The 14776-nt window shown below is 63.9% G+C and carries 16 protein-coding genes; 2 read left to right on the top strand and 14 right to left on the bottom strand.

Annotated elements, in window-relative coordinates:
- Positions 1–28: 28 nt before the first annotated feature.
- The 7 genes from V6E02_RS02540 to V6E02_RS02510 all read right to left on the bottom strand — a co-directional run bounded on the left by V6E02_RS02540 (position 29) and on the right by V6E02_RS02510 (position 7706).
- On the bottom strand, positions 29–496 hold the full coding sequence (locus V6E02_RS02540; RefSeq protein ID WP_347306814.1) for a universal stress protein: 468 nt from the start codon (positions 494–496) through the stop codon (positions 29–31).
- Positions 493–2289 carry a SulP family inorganic anion transporter gene (locus V6E02_RS02535; RefSeq protein ID WP_347306812.1) on the bottom strand — a complete coding sequence of 599 codons (1797 nt, stop codon included), beginning with the start codon at positions 2287–2289 and terminating at the stop codon, positions 493–495. Before V6E02_RS02535 ends, V6E02_RS02540 begins: the two co-directional genes overlap by 4 nt.
- 83 nt (positions 2290–2372) lie before the next feature.
- Positions 2373–3656 (bottom strand): sensor histidine kinase, encoded by a 1284-nt coding sequence (locus tag V6E02_RS02530; RefSeq protein ID WP_347306810.1) that lies wholly within the window; start codon positions 3654–3656, stop codon positions 2373–2375.
- Complete coding sequence (locus tag V6E02_RS02525) at positions 3637–4329, bottom strand: response regulator transcription factor (RefSeq protein ID WP_347306808.1); 693 nt, start codon at positions 4327–4329, stop codon at positions 3637–3639. Before V6E02_RS02525 ends, V6E02_RS02530 begins: the two co-directional genes overlap by 20 nt.
- Positions 4330–4403: 74 nt before the next feature.
- Positions 4404–5480 carry a sulfite exporter TauE/SafE family protein gene (locus tag V6E02_RS02520; protein WP_347306806.1) on the bottom strand — a complete coding sequence of 359 codons (1077 nt, stop codon included), beginning with the start codon at positions 5478–5480 and terminating at the stop codon, positions 4404–4406.
- A 16-nt stretch (positions 5481–5496) separates the two neighbouring features.
- Positions 5497–5829 (bottom strand): hypothetical protein, encoded by a 333-nt coding sequence (locus V6E02_RS02515; protein WP_347306804.1) that lies wholly within the window; start codon positions 5827–5829, stop codon positions 5497–5499.
- Positions 5830–5900: 71 nt separating this feature from the next.
- Positions 5901–7706 carry a SulP family inorganic anion transporter gene (locus V6E02_RS02510; RefSeq protein ID WP_347306802.1) on the bottom strand — a complete coding sequence of 602 codons (1806 nt, stop codon included), beginning with the start codon at positions 7704–7706 and terminating at the stop codon, positions 5901–5903.
- Between the two features lie 246 nt (positions 7707–7952).
- Here V6E02_RS02510 and V6E02_RS02505 point away from each other — a divergent pair, with 246 nt between their 5' ends.
- Both V6E02_RS02505 and V6E02_RS02500 read left to right on the top strand, forming a co-directional pair.
- Positions 7953–8243, top strand: a complete 291-nt coding sequence (locus V6E02_RS02505; protein WP_430626760.1) for a c-type cytochrome — start codon at positions 7953–7955, stop codon at positions 8241–8243.
- 15 nt (positions 8244–8258) lie between these two features.
- Complete coding sequence (locus V6E02_RS02500; RefSeq protein WP_347306798.1) at positions 8259–8582, top strand: c-type cytochrome; 324 nt, start codon at positions 8259–8261, stop codon at positions 8580–8582.
- Positions 8583–8629: 47 nt separating this feature from the next.
- Here the strand turns inward: V6E02_RS02500 and V6E02_RS02495 are convergent, their stop codons facing one another.
- From V6E02_RS02495 to rsxC, 7 genes are read right to left on the bottom strand one after another with little or no spacing between them, the layout of a single operon-like run.
- Complete coding sequence (locus tag V6E02_RS02495) at positions 8630–9061, bottom strand: DUF1841 family protein (RefSeq protein ID WP_347306796.1); 432 nt, start codon at positions 9059–9061, stop codon at positions 8630–8632.
- A complete protein-coding gene (locus tag V6E02_RS02490) occupies positions 9054–10145 on the bottom strand; it encodes an FIST N-terminal domain-containing protein (RefSeq protein ID WP_347306794.1) in 1092 nt (363 codons plus the stop codon). Before V6E02_RS02490 ends, V6E02_RS02495 begins: the two co-directional genes overlap by 8 nt.
- Positions 10146–10154: 9 nt before the next feature.
- Positions 10155–10793, bottom strand: a complete 639-nt coding sequence (nth, locus tag V6E02_RS02485) for an endonuclease III (protein WP_347306792.1) — start codon at positions 10791–10793, stop codon at positions 10155–10157.
- Entirely contained in the window at positions 10790–11470 is a 681-nt protein-coding gene (locus V6E02_RS02480; protein ID WP_347306790.1) for an electron transport complex subunit E, read from the bottom strand. The genes nth and V6E02_RS02480 overlap by 4 nt, the downstream gene beginning before the upstream one ends.
- A complete protein-coding gene (gene rsxG / locus V6E02_RS02475) occupies positions 11467–12114 on the bottom strand; it encodes an electron transport complex subunit RsxG (protein ID WP_347306788.1) in 648 nt (215 codons plus the stop codon). Before rsxG ends, V6E02_RS02480 begins: the two co-directional genes overlap by 4 nt.
- The gene (locus V6E02_RS02470) at positions 12111–13139 is read right to left on the bottom strand and encodes an RnfABCDGE type electron transport complex subunit D (protein ID WP_347306786.1); all 1029 of its coding nucleotides are present in this window, start codon (positions 13137–13139) and stop codon (positions 12111–12113) included. The genes rsxG and V6E02_RS02470 overlap by 4 nt, the downstream gene beginning before the upstream one ends.
- On the bottom strand, positions 13136–14773 hold the full coding sequence (gene rsxC, locus V6E02_RS02465; protein WP_347306784.1) for an electron transport complex subunit RsxC: 1638 nt from the start codon (positions 14771–14773) through the stop codon (positions 13136–13138). The genes V6E02_RS02470 and rsxC overlap by 4 nt, the downstream gene beginning before the upstream one ends.
- Between the last annotated feature and the right edge of the window lie 3 nt (positions 14774–14776).

Below are 14776 nucleotides of genomic sequence, written 5' to 3'. Positions count from 1 at the left end.
TTTTAACCGTAGAGGGGTAGCTGGCAAATCAGAATGCGGCGACGAGCGCCCGTACCAGACGGCCAGTAAAGGTGGCAGGCGGCGGAAGCTGCACCAGCAGCAGGTCGTAGGATGGACCGCGCTGGCTACGCCGGTTAAGGCCGAAAGTCTGGTGGGCAGCCGCCAGCACCAGTTCCGGCTGCCACCGTTGCAGCAGTTCTTCGATCATGGTACCAAGTGGGCCGGCGAGAGCGAGCGACTCGGCCTTTTGCGCGCCGATCCGCGTAGCGAGAAGGGCGAGCCGGTGTTCCAACGTCGCCGCCAGTGCCGCGCGGGCCTGGCCTGGGGTGAGCACGGGTGCCAGGGTGGTTTCCTCGCCGGTCGTGTCGACCACGGTGGCGAGTGCCAGGCGCGCCCCGGTGGCCTGGGCCAAGGCCGCGGCGCGGCGCGCCACTTGTTCTCCTTCCGGCGTGAGTTCGATAAAGGCGAGGATGCGTCGATAGGCCTGCATGCTCATCCCGCGGCGCGGCGCAGCGTGGGCCGCGTCAGCTCGGTGGCGCTGGTGGCTCTGCAGACTTCGAAGATGCGCTTGTCGCAGCAGGCGCAGATCCCGGCATCGAGCAAAGGATAGATGCGCTGCATGGGGTCGGCGCGAGCCGGGAACAGATTGTCCTCGCCGATTTCGTCTAGCCACCCGCCCTTGGCCAGCATTTCCCGCACACTATCCTTGATCCGGTAGAAGTAGAGACCGCCTCCCATCTTCCTGCGCCGCCGGGCTTCCTGGGCCAGCATCTCGGCGCCAGCGATGTCTACGAAGTTGATGCCGGAGGCGAGAATCACCAGATGCCGTGCCTGCGGGTTGATCTCGTCCACCTGCTGCAACTGCTGCTGCACGTGGTTGACGGCGCCGAAGAAAATCGAGCCGTTGACCCGCAGCAGTTTCACCTGGGGACACTCCGGGCGCCCGGCTGCGTCAATGTAGTGGTAGCTGCCCGGTTGGTCATCCGGTACCACGGGCTGGATGCCCGGGCGCGAGGTGCGGTACAGGTAGGCGCCCAAAGACAGGATGATGCCGACGAAGATGCCTTTTTCCAAATCGATCAGCGTGCCAATCAGGGTCGCCCAGAGAATCAGGCTTTCCACGCGGCTGGCCTTCATCACGGCGTGAATGTGATGGAAATCGATCAGGCCCCAAGCCACCAGGAACAAGATGCCGGCCATGGCGGCGGTGGGCAGGTAGGCAGCCAGCGGTGCGACCAGAAGCAGGATCAGCACCAGGGCGAGGGAAGCGAACACGGCGGCCAGGGGGGTCTGGGCGCCGGAGGCGTAGTTGACGCCGCTGCGATTGAAGGAGCCCGAAGAGGCGTAGCTGGAGAAGAAGCTACCTAGGATGTTGGACAGGCCCTGACCGATGAATTCCTGGTTGCCATCGATGCGCTGCTCGGACTTGGCGGCGATGGCGCGGGAAATGGACACGGCCTCGGTGAGCGCCAGCATGGTCACGACCAGCGCCGGAAAGAACATGTTGCGCAAAGCCTGCGGGCTGAGGTCGGGAAGCGAGAGGGGCGGCAGCCCCGCGGGCAAGGCGCCGACGGTCTTGATGTGGGTGACTTCTGCGCCCAGCATGCCATTGAGCCAGACGGCAAACACGCTCCCCACCAGCATGGCCGCGATCATGTAGGGAAAGCGCGGCAGGTAGCGTTTGACCAGGATGCCCGAGAGCAGGGTCACCATCGCCACTGTCGTCACAAAGGGGTTGATTTCGCCCAGATGCAGGAATAGTTGATGAATGGTTTCGTGGAAGGGCGTGCCACGGGGAATGGGCAGCCCGAAGAAGTTCTTGATCTGGCTGCCGGCGATGAGCACGGCAGCACCGGCGGTGAAGCCGATGACCACGGTGTGGGAGATGAAGTTGACCAGGGTGCCCATGCGGGCGAGGCCGAGGAGGAGTTCGAACACGCCCACCAGGAAGGTGAGGGTGAGGACCAGTTTGATGAACTCGGGGCTGCCTGGGGTGGCGTGGGGGGCGACGGAGGCGAACACCGCGATGGAGATGGCGGTGGTGGGGCCGGAGACCAGGTGCCAGCTGGAGCCGAACAGGGCGGCGATGACGGCGGGCACCATGGCGGCGTACAGGCCGTACTGGGGCGGCAGGCCGGCGATGGTGGCGAAGGCGACCCCCTGTGGCAGGACGATGAGCGCGCCGGTGAGACCGGCGATGGCATCCGATCGCAGCGTCTGCCGGTTCACCCGCGGCCACCAGCGCAAAAAGGGCAGGATGCGGTAGAGCGTGGCGGTGTAATCGTGCATGACAGGCGCGTGGTCGGTGGGAAAGACAGTTGATGCTAGCCGGCCGCCCGTCAAACCCTGGTCAAACAAGCATCAAGAAAGCGTTAAGAATGCTCGGCAAGGCCCCCGAACACCAGTTGAGCGGTGGTGCCTTCGCCTTCCCGGCTGTCGATTCGCACCTGCCACCCGTAGCGGTCGCAGATGCGTTTTACCAGCGACAGGCCGATGCCGGCCCCAGTGCTGGCTGATCCCCGGTAGTAGCGCTGAAACACCCGCGCCAGCTCATCCGCCTTGATGCCGATGCCGGTGTCCCGCACCACCAGGCGATCGGCGAGAAGCTGGACTTCCACACGTCCCTGTTCGGTGTAGGCAAAGGCATTGCGCACCAGGTTGCCGATGACGATGGCGAGCAGGGTGCGTTCTGCCGGCAGGAGGGGCTCGGCCGCGACGTCGAGTTCCAGGCGCGCCGGGCGGCCCTCGATGAGATGGCGGTGACGCTCCACGCATTCCAGCAGAACTTCTTTCACCGAGCACTGCTCGTCGGGCTGGGCGCGCGCCGTTTCCTCGCGCGCCAAAAGCAGCAGCGCCGTGATCAGCTCCACCATGTCCCGGCTGGCGCGGGCGATGCGTTCGATGCGCGACTGCTGGCGTTCGTTCAGAGCCGGGTCGTCCGCCAGCACTTCCGCTGCGCCCTGGATCACTGCCAACGGTGTGCGCAGCTCGTGGCTGACGTCGGCGGTGAAGGCCCGTTCCCGGTCGATGAAAGCACGCAAGCGCGCGATGTAGCCATCGAAGGCGCGTGCCATCTCCCCCAGCTCGTCCTCGCCGAAATGACTGGCCAACGCTGGCGCCTCAGCTTCTGGCGCGGCGCCGGAAATCTCCCGCGCCAGCCGAGTGACCGGTGCCACCACGCTCCCCGCGAGCCAGTAGCCGCCCGCAGCGGAGACCAGGGTCATGATCAACACGGCCGCACTGAGCACCAGCAGGAAGCGGCGTTCTCGCTCGATGTGGGGCGTTGCGTCGAATAGCATGACGTAGCGTACGCCCGCGCGTTGCGCGACGGCGACGCGGTAGGGGCGGCCCTGAAGAAGCAGCTCGTGCCGGCCTGGCGGCAGGCGCCGCAATGCCTCCGGCGCGTCCGTTTCTGAGCCGGGGCCGATCACGTAGCCTTGCAGCATCAGGGTGTGGGGAGGCAGGGAATGGGGATTGCGCGCGCGGCGGGCGAGGTAGTCTTCCAGCTCAGCCTGCAGGGTCTCGTCCATCAGCCGCGTGCCGAGATCGCGCGCCGAGAGGTATAGGCCGGTGGCGAGCAAGAGGCTGATTAGCGCACCGAACCAGGCAAAGGCGAACGCGACCCGCAGCCGCAGGCTACGGGGCCGCCGCAGCATCGACTTCTGCGAGCTGATAGCCCAGCCCGCGCACGGTGTGGATGAGCGGCGCTTCGCCCGGCGCGTCGATGGCGCGGCGCAAAAGATGCATGTGGGCGCGCAGGGCGTCGCTGTCGGGCGGCGTATCACCCCATACCGCATGCTCCAGCTCACCACGGCTTAGCACTCGCGGCGAATGGCGCATTAGCGTTTCCAGCAGGCGTAGGGGAATGGGCGGAAGGTGAATCAGCCGCGCGCCACGGGTGATCCTCAGGGTGTCGGTATCGAAGCGTAAGTCGCCCACCTGCAGCTGTGCTTGCAATCCCTGGCTCTGGGCACGTCGTGCCAAGGCCTTCAAGCGCGCTTCCACCTCGCGCAAGGCAAAGGGTTTCACCACGTAATCGTCGGCGCCGGATTCGAGGCCGACGATCTTGTCGTCCAGCGCGTCACGGGCGGTGACGATGAGCACCGGGGTAGTCTTGTGCGCCTCCTCGCGCAGCTTGCGGCAAAGCGTGATGCCATCCATGCCAGGCAGCATCAAGTCCAGCACGATGGCATCGTAGTCGTTGACCGTGGCCAGATGCAGCCCAGTGATGCCATCCTGCGCCACGTCCGCAGCGTGGCCTCGCTCCGCTAGGTACTCCACCAGGTTGGCGGCGAGATCCGGATTGTCTTCGATGATGAGGATGCGCATGAGCGGTGATTCTAGCGCTAGAAAAAAACAAAGGCAGCCCCGGGCTGCCTTTGCACACCGGCCACCGGCAGGCGCTACTGAGCAATGCCTTGGTTTTCGCTCAGCACCTCGTGCTGGCGGCGATGTTCGGCGATGCCCCGGAGCAAGGCGGTGAGCACCGTGATCGCCCCCAGTAGCAGCGCCAGCGCGAGCACACCATCGCCCGCTACCTTGAGCGTCTTTACCGTGGTTTCCGGCAGGGGCTCGATCAGTTTGAGCTTGGACAGATAGCCTGGAATGTAGAACAGGCGACTAAACAGCACGGTGAGCATGATCACCGCCATGGTGAGCTTGACCTGGTAGTCTTTCACGTAAGTGGTGCCGATGGCACCCAGCTGTATGCCGAACAGGGAACCCAGCAGGATCAGCATGGCCAGGCGCAGATCCACCATCCCTTCGAGACCGTAGAAGATGGTACCGCCCAGCCCCATGACGAAGGCGATGACCAGCTCGGTGGCCGAGGCCATCAGGGCGGGCACGCCGAAGATGTAGATCATGGCGGGCACGCCGATGAAACCGCCGACGGCAATGGTGGAGGCCAGCATGCCGGTGGCGAAGCCCATGGGGGCGACGAACAGGAAAGAGATCTTTGCCTTGGCACCCGGGAAATAGATCATGGTGCCGGGAATGTGCACCGACTGCACCCATTTCGCCAGCCGAGTCAAACGATGCTCCTCACCATGGGGATGGCTCTTGAGCTTGCGATAGTCGCGATAGACGAAGCTCCCGACGATGGCTAGCACCACCACGAAAATGGCTGACACGTAGAGATCCGTGCCCACCGCACCGAAACGGTCTTTGATGCCGGTCATTACGTGCTTGCCGTAGAGCATGCCCAGCTCCGCGAACACGCCCATTACCAGACCCAGCTTCACGTCCACCTGGCCATATTTGTGGCGCTTGATGGCGCCCACCAGCGCCTTGGGAAACTTGTGGCAGATATTGGAGGCGACTGCTACGATGCCGGGCGCGCCCAGGGTCATCATGGCCGGTGTGAGGACGAAAGCGCCACCGGACCCGATGAAGCCGGACACCATGCCTCCCACGAAACCAATGAGAATGAGGAGGATCGCGCCGGTGAGGTCGAGTTCGATGAACTGGATCAATTCCATCGCGCTTTGCTCCCTGTCATTTCTTTTTGGCGGCCTTAAGTCCCAGGGAATCCCAGAACATGCCGGTGAAAGCCCCATGGGCATAGGACATGACGAAGGCGACCACGATGGGCACGAGCACGTTTAACCGGTTGCCTTCGATCAGGATGCCGCCTTTCGCCGCGCAAGCTTCCGCGGTGGGCTTGTGGTAATAGACTTCTTTGCCGTCTTCCACCACCAGACAGGATTGGGTGGTGGTGTGGGCGAGACGCACGATGGCGTCCTGATAATGGAACAGGCCCCAGTAGAGCAGGGCCACGAGCAGACCCCAGAACAGGGTTTTGCCCCAGCGCGTGGGGGTTTCCGCCATGATGGGCTCCCGAAAACGAACGTCAAGAAAACGTCAAATTGTAGCGTTTTCGGGCGCTAGGGCAAATACACTTAGTCTGTTCGCCTCCGTCCATCCGGCAGCTGCTCTTGGCACTCGGGGAAGATGCGCGCTGTGCAGCGCGCGCAGACGTCTGCGTCCAGCTTGGGATAGATGGCCTCGATGGGCCGGCTCTTGGCCGGGAAAATGTTTTCCTTGCCGATTTCCTCGGCATAGCTGCCGCGCCGCAGCATCTCGCAGGCGCTTTCCTTGACGCGGTAGAAATACAGACCGCCCCCCATGCGGCGGCGGCGCTTGGCTTCCTGCACCAGCATTTCCGCCCCGGCGATGTCCACGAAGTTGATGCCAGAGGCCACGATCAGCACGTGCTTGGCTTGGGGATTGTCCGCGTCCACCTGGTGCAAGTGCGATTGCACGTGGTCTACCGCCCCAAAGAAGATGGAGCCGTTGATTCGCAGCATCTTGAGTTGCGGACACTCGCGGCGGCCAGTGGCGTCGATGTAGTGATAGCTGCCCGGCTCCGGATCTGGTACCACCGCCTGCACCTGGGGGCGCGAGGTGCGGTAGAGGTAGAACATGAGGGAAAGCAGCACGCCGAAGAAGATGCCCTTCTCCAGGTTGATCAGGGTGCCGATCAAGGTCACCCAGAGCACTAGGGATTCACTGCGGCTCATCTTCCAGATGGCGCCGATGTGATGGAAATCGATCAGGCCCCAAGCCACCAGGAACAAGATGCCGGCCATGGCGGCGGTGGGCAGGTAGGCAGCCAGCGGTGCGACCAGAAGCAGGATCAGCACCAGGGCGAGGGAAGCGAACACGGCGGCCAGGGGGGTCTGGGCGCCAGAGGCGTAGTTGACGCCGCTGCGATTGAAGGAGCCGGAAGAGGCGTAGCTGGAGAAGAAGCTACCTAGGATGTTGGACAGGCCCTGACCGATGAATTCCTGGTTGCCATCGATGCGCTGCTCGGACTTGGCGGCGATGGCGCGGGAAATGGACACGGCCTCGGTGAGCGCCAGCATGGTCACCACCAGCGCCGGAAACAACATGTCATGGAGCGCCTTGAAGGAGAAATCCGGCATCGACAGAGGTGGTAGCCCCGCGGGCAGGGCCCCCACGGTGCGGATTCCCGTGTGCAGGGTGCCGAAATGGTGGTTGAGGACGAACGCCGCCAGCGAACCCACGATCATCGCACCGATCATGTAGGGAAAGCGCGGCAGGTAGCGTTTGACCAGGATGCCCGAGAGCAGGGTGATCAAGCCGACGGCGGTGACGTAGGGGTTGATCTGGTCCAGTTTCAAGACGAGGTGGTAGAGGATTTCATGCAACGGCAGCCCGCGCGCCATTTCCAGCCCGAAAAAGTGTTTGATCTGGCTGCCGGCGATGAGCACGGCAGCACCGGCGGTGAAGCCGATGACCACGGTGTGGGAGATGAAGTTGACCAGGGTGCCCATGCGGGCGAGGCCGAGGAGGAGTTCGAACACGCCCACCAGGAAGGTGAGGGTGAGGACCAGTTTGATGAACTCGGGGCTGCCTGGGGTGGCGTGGGGGGCGACGGAGGCGAACACCGCGATGGAGATGGCGGTGGTGGGGCCGGAGACCAGGTGCCAGCTGGAGCCGAACAGGGCGGCGATGACGGCGGGCACCATGGCGGCGTACAGGCCGTACTGGGGCGGCAGGCCGGCGATGGTGGCGAAGGCGACTCCCTGGGGCAGGACGATGAGCGCGCCGGTGAGACCGGCGATGGCATCCGATCGCAGCGTCTGCCGGTTCACCCGCGGCCACCAGCGCAAAAAGGGCAGGATGCGGTAGATCCACAAATTGCAGGCCAAGGTGTCGGAAAAACGGGAGGCAAGACTCATGAAAATCTCGTCGAGTGGGCAAAAACATTAGGAGTATCTAATATTTACGCGCCAGCGGCAAATGCATGCCGGTTGCGGGGCGCTGCTGCCTACGCATAGAATAACGCCCAATTCGTTTTGGCCGCGCGCGGGGGGGTGCCCGTCACACATCAAAGCAGAGCGCGGTCCGTCCGGTTTTGAAGCTTTCACAAACCACCCGAAAGAGTGAGGAAAATGAGCAAACACGTCCTAGCCAGCCTGCTCGTGATGCTGACGGCCGCTGCGAGCGGCAGTGCCCTGGCGGAGGGGAATGCCGCCGCGGGCAAGAACAAAAGCTCCATGTGCGCCGGATGCCACGGCATCGAGGGCTATCGCAGCGTCTATCCCGACACCTATCGGGTGCCGAAGATCGGCGGCCAGCACGCGGAATACATCATCGCTGCGCTCAAGGCCTACAAGGCGGGCGAGCGCAAGCACGCCACCATGCGCGCGATCGCCGGCAGTCTCTCCGATCAGGACATGGCCGATCTCGCCGCCTACTATTCCGACGCCAAGTAAGAAGGGATGGAAAACATGAACACGCGTATCTTCCTCGCCACCGCGATCCTCGCCCTGGTGGCGCTGCCCGCTGCCGCCGCCGGCAATGCCGCCGCTGGCAAGGCCAAGAGCACCGTCTGTGCCTCCTGCCATGGGGCCGATGGCAACAGCCCGACCCCCGCGTTTCCCAAGCTCGCCGGCCAGAACGATGACTACCTGGAGCACGCCCTCAAGGCCTATCGCGACAAGAGCCGTGTCAACGCCATCATGAATGGCCAGGCCGCCAACCTCTCCGATCAAGACATCGCCGATCTGGCGGCCTATTTTGCCAGCCAGTCTGGTCTCAAATATAAGCGCTGATGCGTGCTTGGCCTGAACCAGAAAAAACCCGGCGCTGCCGGGTTTTTTCACGCGCCCAGTTTGTCGTCCAGACAGCGGAGATAGACGGCGGCGTCGGGCGGGGTGTGGTGATGCTGGGCCTGCCAGATCATCTCCATCAGACATTCCCCCAGCGCATGCTGGGCGTCGTGGGCATCGAGGCCGCTCGCCAAAAGTTTCTGGTAACGACTGCGAATGCCAGCCGGTTGGTCGATGGAGAGCTGCTCCAGGATGGCCAGGTGCACGCTCAGGTGTAGGAAGGGATTGACGGCACCCATCTCCGGGGGGTAGTCGCGATCCACGTAGCGCTCGGGTTGCGCAAGCACGCCGTGGTACTCGGGATGGAGCAGGATCACCTCGATGGCCAGCGTTTCGCTGCCTTGCAGCGGCTCGCGGTCGCGATATTTGCGCCAGGTTTCGCAGTAGAACCGGCGCACCTGTTCCCGGTCGGGATCAAACATCGATGCAAAACAGCCCCAACACGCCCGAGTACTGGAAAAGCTCGTTACGCCCATCCAGGGGCGCGATCTCGCCGTTGCCGTAGAAGCCGATCAAGGGCAGTCCTGGGAAGCGTCCTTTGATCAATTCCAGATCACGATCGATGCCGCCGTAGAAATAGGGCCCGCGGCCCATGCAGGGAAAGAACAGGCCGAAGTCGGGCTCGCTCGACAACTCTTGTCGCACCCGTTCCAAGGTGAGGCGCATGTCGCGTTCCGCCGCCAGCGGTTGCCGCAGGGCCCAGAACAGACGCTCGCCCGGCGTAAGACGCGCGGAGAGTGTCACCGAGCGGTCGTCGCTGTTGGCGGCGATCACGGGTGCCAGCCGGTAACGTCCCTCCTGGATGGCGGTGTCTGGATCACCGAAGATCACGCCAGCGAGGATGAGATGCAAGGGCAGGCGATCCAGCTCGCGCACCTCCAGCGGCAGCTCGCGCGCCAGGCTGTTGAGGGAAGGCTGGCTGCCCAGGCTGATCACGTCGTAGCCACTTACCTGGGTGATTTCCAGGGGTGGCGACAGGGGTCGCACGCCCTGGGAGACGCCCACCGCGCCGCGCGCCCCACGTAGGACGGTCTCGCAGCGCCCATTGACCGCTACCCGCCCCCCGCACCACACCTTGAAGGGGCCTTGGCCGGTGGCATCACCGGACACGCCCCCGAAGCGCCGGCCGGGCGCCCGCAGCCAACTTATGTTGATGGCATTGGGCGCGGCCAGCGCCAGGATCAGTTCGTCTGGGGCTTCGCCATGGCGGGGCATCAGGGACACGCGGCCGCCGAACACCATGGCGGCAGCGGCTGGTGCGTCGAGCACCCATTCCTGTTCGGTGAAAATGCCTGCCGCGGAACATCCCACCACCTGGGTGCAGTTGGCGGCGCGGGAGGCGGCGCGCAGAGCGGGTTGCGGGTCGGGCGCGAATTCCGGGGTGAGAAAAAGCAGCACGCTATTGGCGTGGGCCAGGCCCGCGCGCACCATGGCGCCGGCCACCGCCTCGTAGGCGAGGTCTTCACGGGCGGTGCGCCCGGTGGCGAGGGCGGTGGCGATGGACATGCTGTCCCCTCATGGCGCGGCTGTTTTGTGCCGATACTCGCACAGGTCGAAAATCAGGCACTCGGGGCATTTTGGCTTGCGCGCGGTGCACACATAGCGTCCATGCAGGATCAACCAGTGATGCGCATCGTGCTTGAATTCGTCTGGTACGAATTTTAGCAGCTTGCGCTCCACTTCCAGCGGCGTCTTGCCGGGCGCAAGGCCCGTGCGGTTGGCGACGCGGAAAATATGCGTGTCCACCGCGATGGTGGGCTGGCCGAAGGCGGTATTGAGCACCACGTTGGCCGTCTTGCGGCCCACCCCAGGTAGCTTCTCCAGCGCCTCGCGCGTGGCGGGCACCTGGCCGCCATAGTGTTCCACCAAGATGCGGCAGGTGGCGATGATGTGCTTGGCCTTGCTGGGATACAGGCCGATGCTGCGGATGTAGGGAATCAATCCCTCCTCCCCCAGGGCCAGGATCCCCTCTGGTGTGTTGGCCTTGGCGAACAATTTGCGCGTGGCGAGGTTGACGCTGCGGTCCGTGGCCTGGGCGGAGAGAATCACCGCGATCAGCAGCTCGAAGGGCGTGCGGTATTCCAGCTCGGTGGCGGGATGGGGGTTGAAGGCGCGCAACCGCTCGAAGATTTCCCGACGCTTTCGCGCGTTCATGCGCTCTTGAGCGCGGCCGGAGCCGCGCGCTGCTGGGCGGCGCGCGCATCGCGCCAGTTCTTCAAGGCGATCAGACAGCCTAGACCGATGAAGGCACCGGGTGGCAAAACGGCCACCAGCACGCCTGGATAGCCGGTGGGGAGGACGTGGAGCACCCATTCTTTCGCTGCGGGCCCGAACACCATGTCAAGGCCCGAGAACAGCGTGCCCTTGCCGATGATTTCTCGCATGGCGCCCAGCACGGCTAAAACGGCAGTCAGGCCGAGGCCCATCATCAGGCCATCAAAAACGGAAGGCAAGACGCGGTTCTTGGAAGCGAAGGCCTCACAGCGGGCGAGCACGATGCAGTTGGTCGTGATCAAGGGGATGAAGATGCCCAATACTAGGTAGAGCGGATGGACGAAGGCATTCATGAGCAGCTGTACCGTGGTCACCAGCGCGGCGATGATTAGGATGAACACGGCGATGCGGATTTCCTTGGGCACCACGTTGCGAATGAGGGAGATGGAGGCGTTGGACAGGGCCATCACGGCCACCGTCGCCAGACCAAGGCTAACGGCATTGACGAAGCTGGTGCTAATCGCCAGCAAGGGGCACATGCCCAGTAGCTGCACCAGCCCGGTGTTCTGTTTCCAAACGCCGTTGTAGGCTATTTCGCGATATGACATTTCGCTCATTTGTGCTGCTCCTGCCAGGCGGCGGGGCGCGCGAAAAGGGGGCCGCCTTCTTTCTCGAAATACATCAATACCCCGTGGACCGCCTTGATGACGGCGCGGGGCGTGATGGTCGCCCCGCTCACGTAGGGGAAATCGCCACCGTCTTTCTTGACCTTCCAGCCGTTGGGCCGGACGTTGGCCAAAGATTTACCCTCGAAGACACGGATCCAAGGGCTTTTGGCGATGTCGATGTAGTCGCCAAGCCCCGGTGTCTCATTATGCGATACCACGCGCACGCCAGCCAGTTCCCCGTTGGCCTTCACCGCTACCAGCAAGTAGATGCGACCCGCGTAGCCATCCGGTGCCACGGCCTCGAACACCAAGGCGGCGGGCTGGCCGTGTAGGGTGGCTCGGTACACCAGCGAAGGTTCGATGGTTCCCAAGGCTTCTGTCGGTGGCAGCTTGATGGTGTCTGTAAGGATATCGTTGTCGAACAGCGTCGGCGGCAAGACTTGGCTGATGAGGGCGAGTTTTTCCCGTTCCTCGCTGGCGGCGATGATGTCGCGCGTAAGCTGAAAGGTATAAGCCAGCATAGCCGTGCCCAACAGCGTGAAGGCGAGCAGGATGAGCGCCGTGCGCACGGAATTGGCGAGGGCGGGATTCATGACCGGTCGGACTTCTTGGAGTCGTGCCCAATGACCCGCGGTTGGGTGTAGAGGTCGATCAGAGGCACGGCCATGTTCATGATGAGTACCGCGAAGGCGACGCCGTCCGGATAGCCACCGAAGGTGCGAATGAGATAGACGAGCAGACCGATGGCGGCGCCGAAGATCAACTTGCCCATGGGGGTCGTGGGGCCTGTGACGGGATCGGTGGCGATGAAGAAGGCGCCCAGCATGGCACCCCCCGTGGCCAGATGAAACCAGGGTGCCACGTAACGATCGGGGTCGTACACGTGGAACCACAGGGCGGCGGCGAATAGGGCGGCCAGCATGGCCACGGGCACGTGCCAGGTGATCACCCGCTGCTTGAGGAGGATAAGTCCGCCAACGAGCCAGGCAGCGGCGATGACTTCACTGCCGCGCCCTCCGAGGTAGCCGTAGAGGGGCGCGCGGGTGACTTCGTTGACCGTATGTCCGAGTTTGAGTTGGGTCTTCAGCATGTCCAGGGGCGTGGCCATGGTGATGGCATCGAGCGTGACGCCCGCGGGCAAATGGCCCGTGAAAATGTAGATCGCGGCGTCGAGCAGGGAGAGGTGGGCGTGGGCCAGCATCTCCGCCGCCGGCCACTGGGTCATGTGGGAAGGAAAGGACACCAAGAGCAGGACGTAGCCCGCCATGGCGGGATTAAACAGGTTGTTCCCCAGTCCTCCGTAGAGATGCTTGGCCACCACGATGGCGAAGGCGGTGCCAGCCACCACCAGCCACCACGGCGCAAGCGGCGGCATGGAAAGCGCCAATAGCCACGCCGTGACCAGGGCGCTGCCATCCTTCAAGAAGGGCGCGATTACGTAGCCACGCAGGCGCAGGACTAGCGCCTCGCAGGCGAGGGCAGCGAGGGAGGCGAGCGTGAGACTCACCAGGATGGCGGGGCCGAAATAGATCACGTAGGCGGCAATGCCAAGGCCCAGCGCTAGCAGTACCTTGCCCATGATCATGCCGACGCTTGCGGGTTGTGCCACGTAGGTCATGGTGTGTCCCCGGGTTGCTTTTGCATGGCCTCCCGCAGTTTGGCACGCCGTGCTTCGATTTCCTGGATTTCCTTCAGCTTGTCCGGCGGCAGTTGCGACACGTTGCGTGGCTCGATACCCGCCTGCTTGGCGCGGGCCCGCTCGATCGCGGCCTGGATGGCGGCGCGCTTGGCCTGCGCATCGGGATTGGGCATGGCGGCAGTGTCCTTCGAGGCGACGGCTTTCTGGGCCAGCTTTTCCGCGCGTTCCTTCTTTTCCCGCTCCAGACGCTGCAAGCGGAATTCGTGGCGTTCGCGCGCCCGGTCTGCTGCCTTCTTTTCCCGTTCCCGCGCCCAGATCTCACTCTTGGCGAAACGGTAATAGTCCACCAGCGGAATGTGGCTGGGGCAGACGTAGGCGCAGCAGCCACACTCGATGCAATCGAACAGATTGTGCTCCTGGGCTTTGCCGAAATTCTTGGCACGGGCGAACCAGTAGAGATCCTGGGGTTGCAGCCGTACGGGGCAGACCTGGGCACAGCGCGTGCAGCGGATGCAGGGCAAGGGCAAGGGTAAAGGCGGAAACAGCCGTTCCGAACGGGCGATCACGCAGTTCATGGCCTTCACCACCGGGACCTGATCCGAGTTCAGATCGAAGCCCATCATCGGGCCACCCATGATGTAGCCGGTGGTGTCTTCCCGCGGGGTACCCGCCAGCGTGACGAGTTCTGCCAGGGGCATGCCGAGGGGCGCTTCGAAATTCTGCGGCCGGCGCACGTTGCCGGTAACGGTGACGATGCGGGAGATCAGCGGTTCCCCGTGGTTTACTGCACGGTCCAGCGCGTGGGCGGTCCCCACGTTGAAGACTTGCACGCCCACGTCGGTGGAGCGGCCGCCGCTGGGGACTTCCCGCCCGGTGAGCAGTTGGATGAGCTGCTTGCCGCTGCCAGACGGATAGAGGGTGGGTACCACGACCACTTCGAAATCAGTGTCCCGGCAGGCTTCGCGCATGGCGGCGATGGCCTCCGCCTTGTTGTCCTCAATGGCGACGATGACTTCTCGCGCATCCAGCAGATGGCGCATGATCCGCGCCCCCGCGACGATGCTGGGGGCGCGTTCCTGCATCAGACGGTCGTCGCAGGTGATCCAGGGCTCGCACTCGCAGCCGTTGAGCACCAGGGTGGGAACGCTGCGCTCGGGGATCGGATTGAGTTTGACGTAGGTGGGAAACACGGCGCCGCCCAGACCGGCCAGCCCCATGTCGCGCAAGCGGTTGCGTACCTCGCTCGGATCGAGATGGAGATAATCGATGGGCGTTTTTTCCACCCACCTCTCTTCGCCGTCGGCCTCGATCACCACACACAAAGCCGGCAGGCCGGAGGGATGGGGCACCGGATGGGGCTCAACCGCCCGCACCGTGCCCGAGGTGGGCGCATGCACGCTCACCGAAATGTAGCCGTCTGCCTTGCCGATTAGCTCACCCTTGAGCACCTTCTGCCCAGGCTGCACCACGGGTTTGGCGGGATTGCCGATGTGCTGGAGTAGGGGCACCACTAGGCGTGCCGGCAGCGGCGCCGGCGCGATGGGACGGCCGCTGGATTCGGTCTTGTGCTCGGGCGGATGCACACCGCCGGGAAAGCCGTAAAGCCTACGCATGGT

The organism is Thiobacter sp. AK1, from assembly GCF_039822265.1.
Taxonomy (GTDB): domain Bacteria; phylum Pseudomonadota; class Gammaproteobacteria; order Burkholderiales; family Thiobacteraceae; genus Thiobacter; species Thiobacter aerophilum.
Note: the sequence above shows the minus strand (reverse complement) of the source record. Positions and strands in the feature narration are given on the sequence as shown.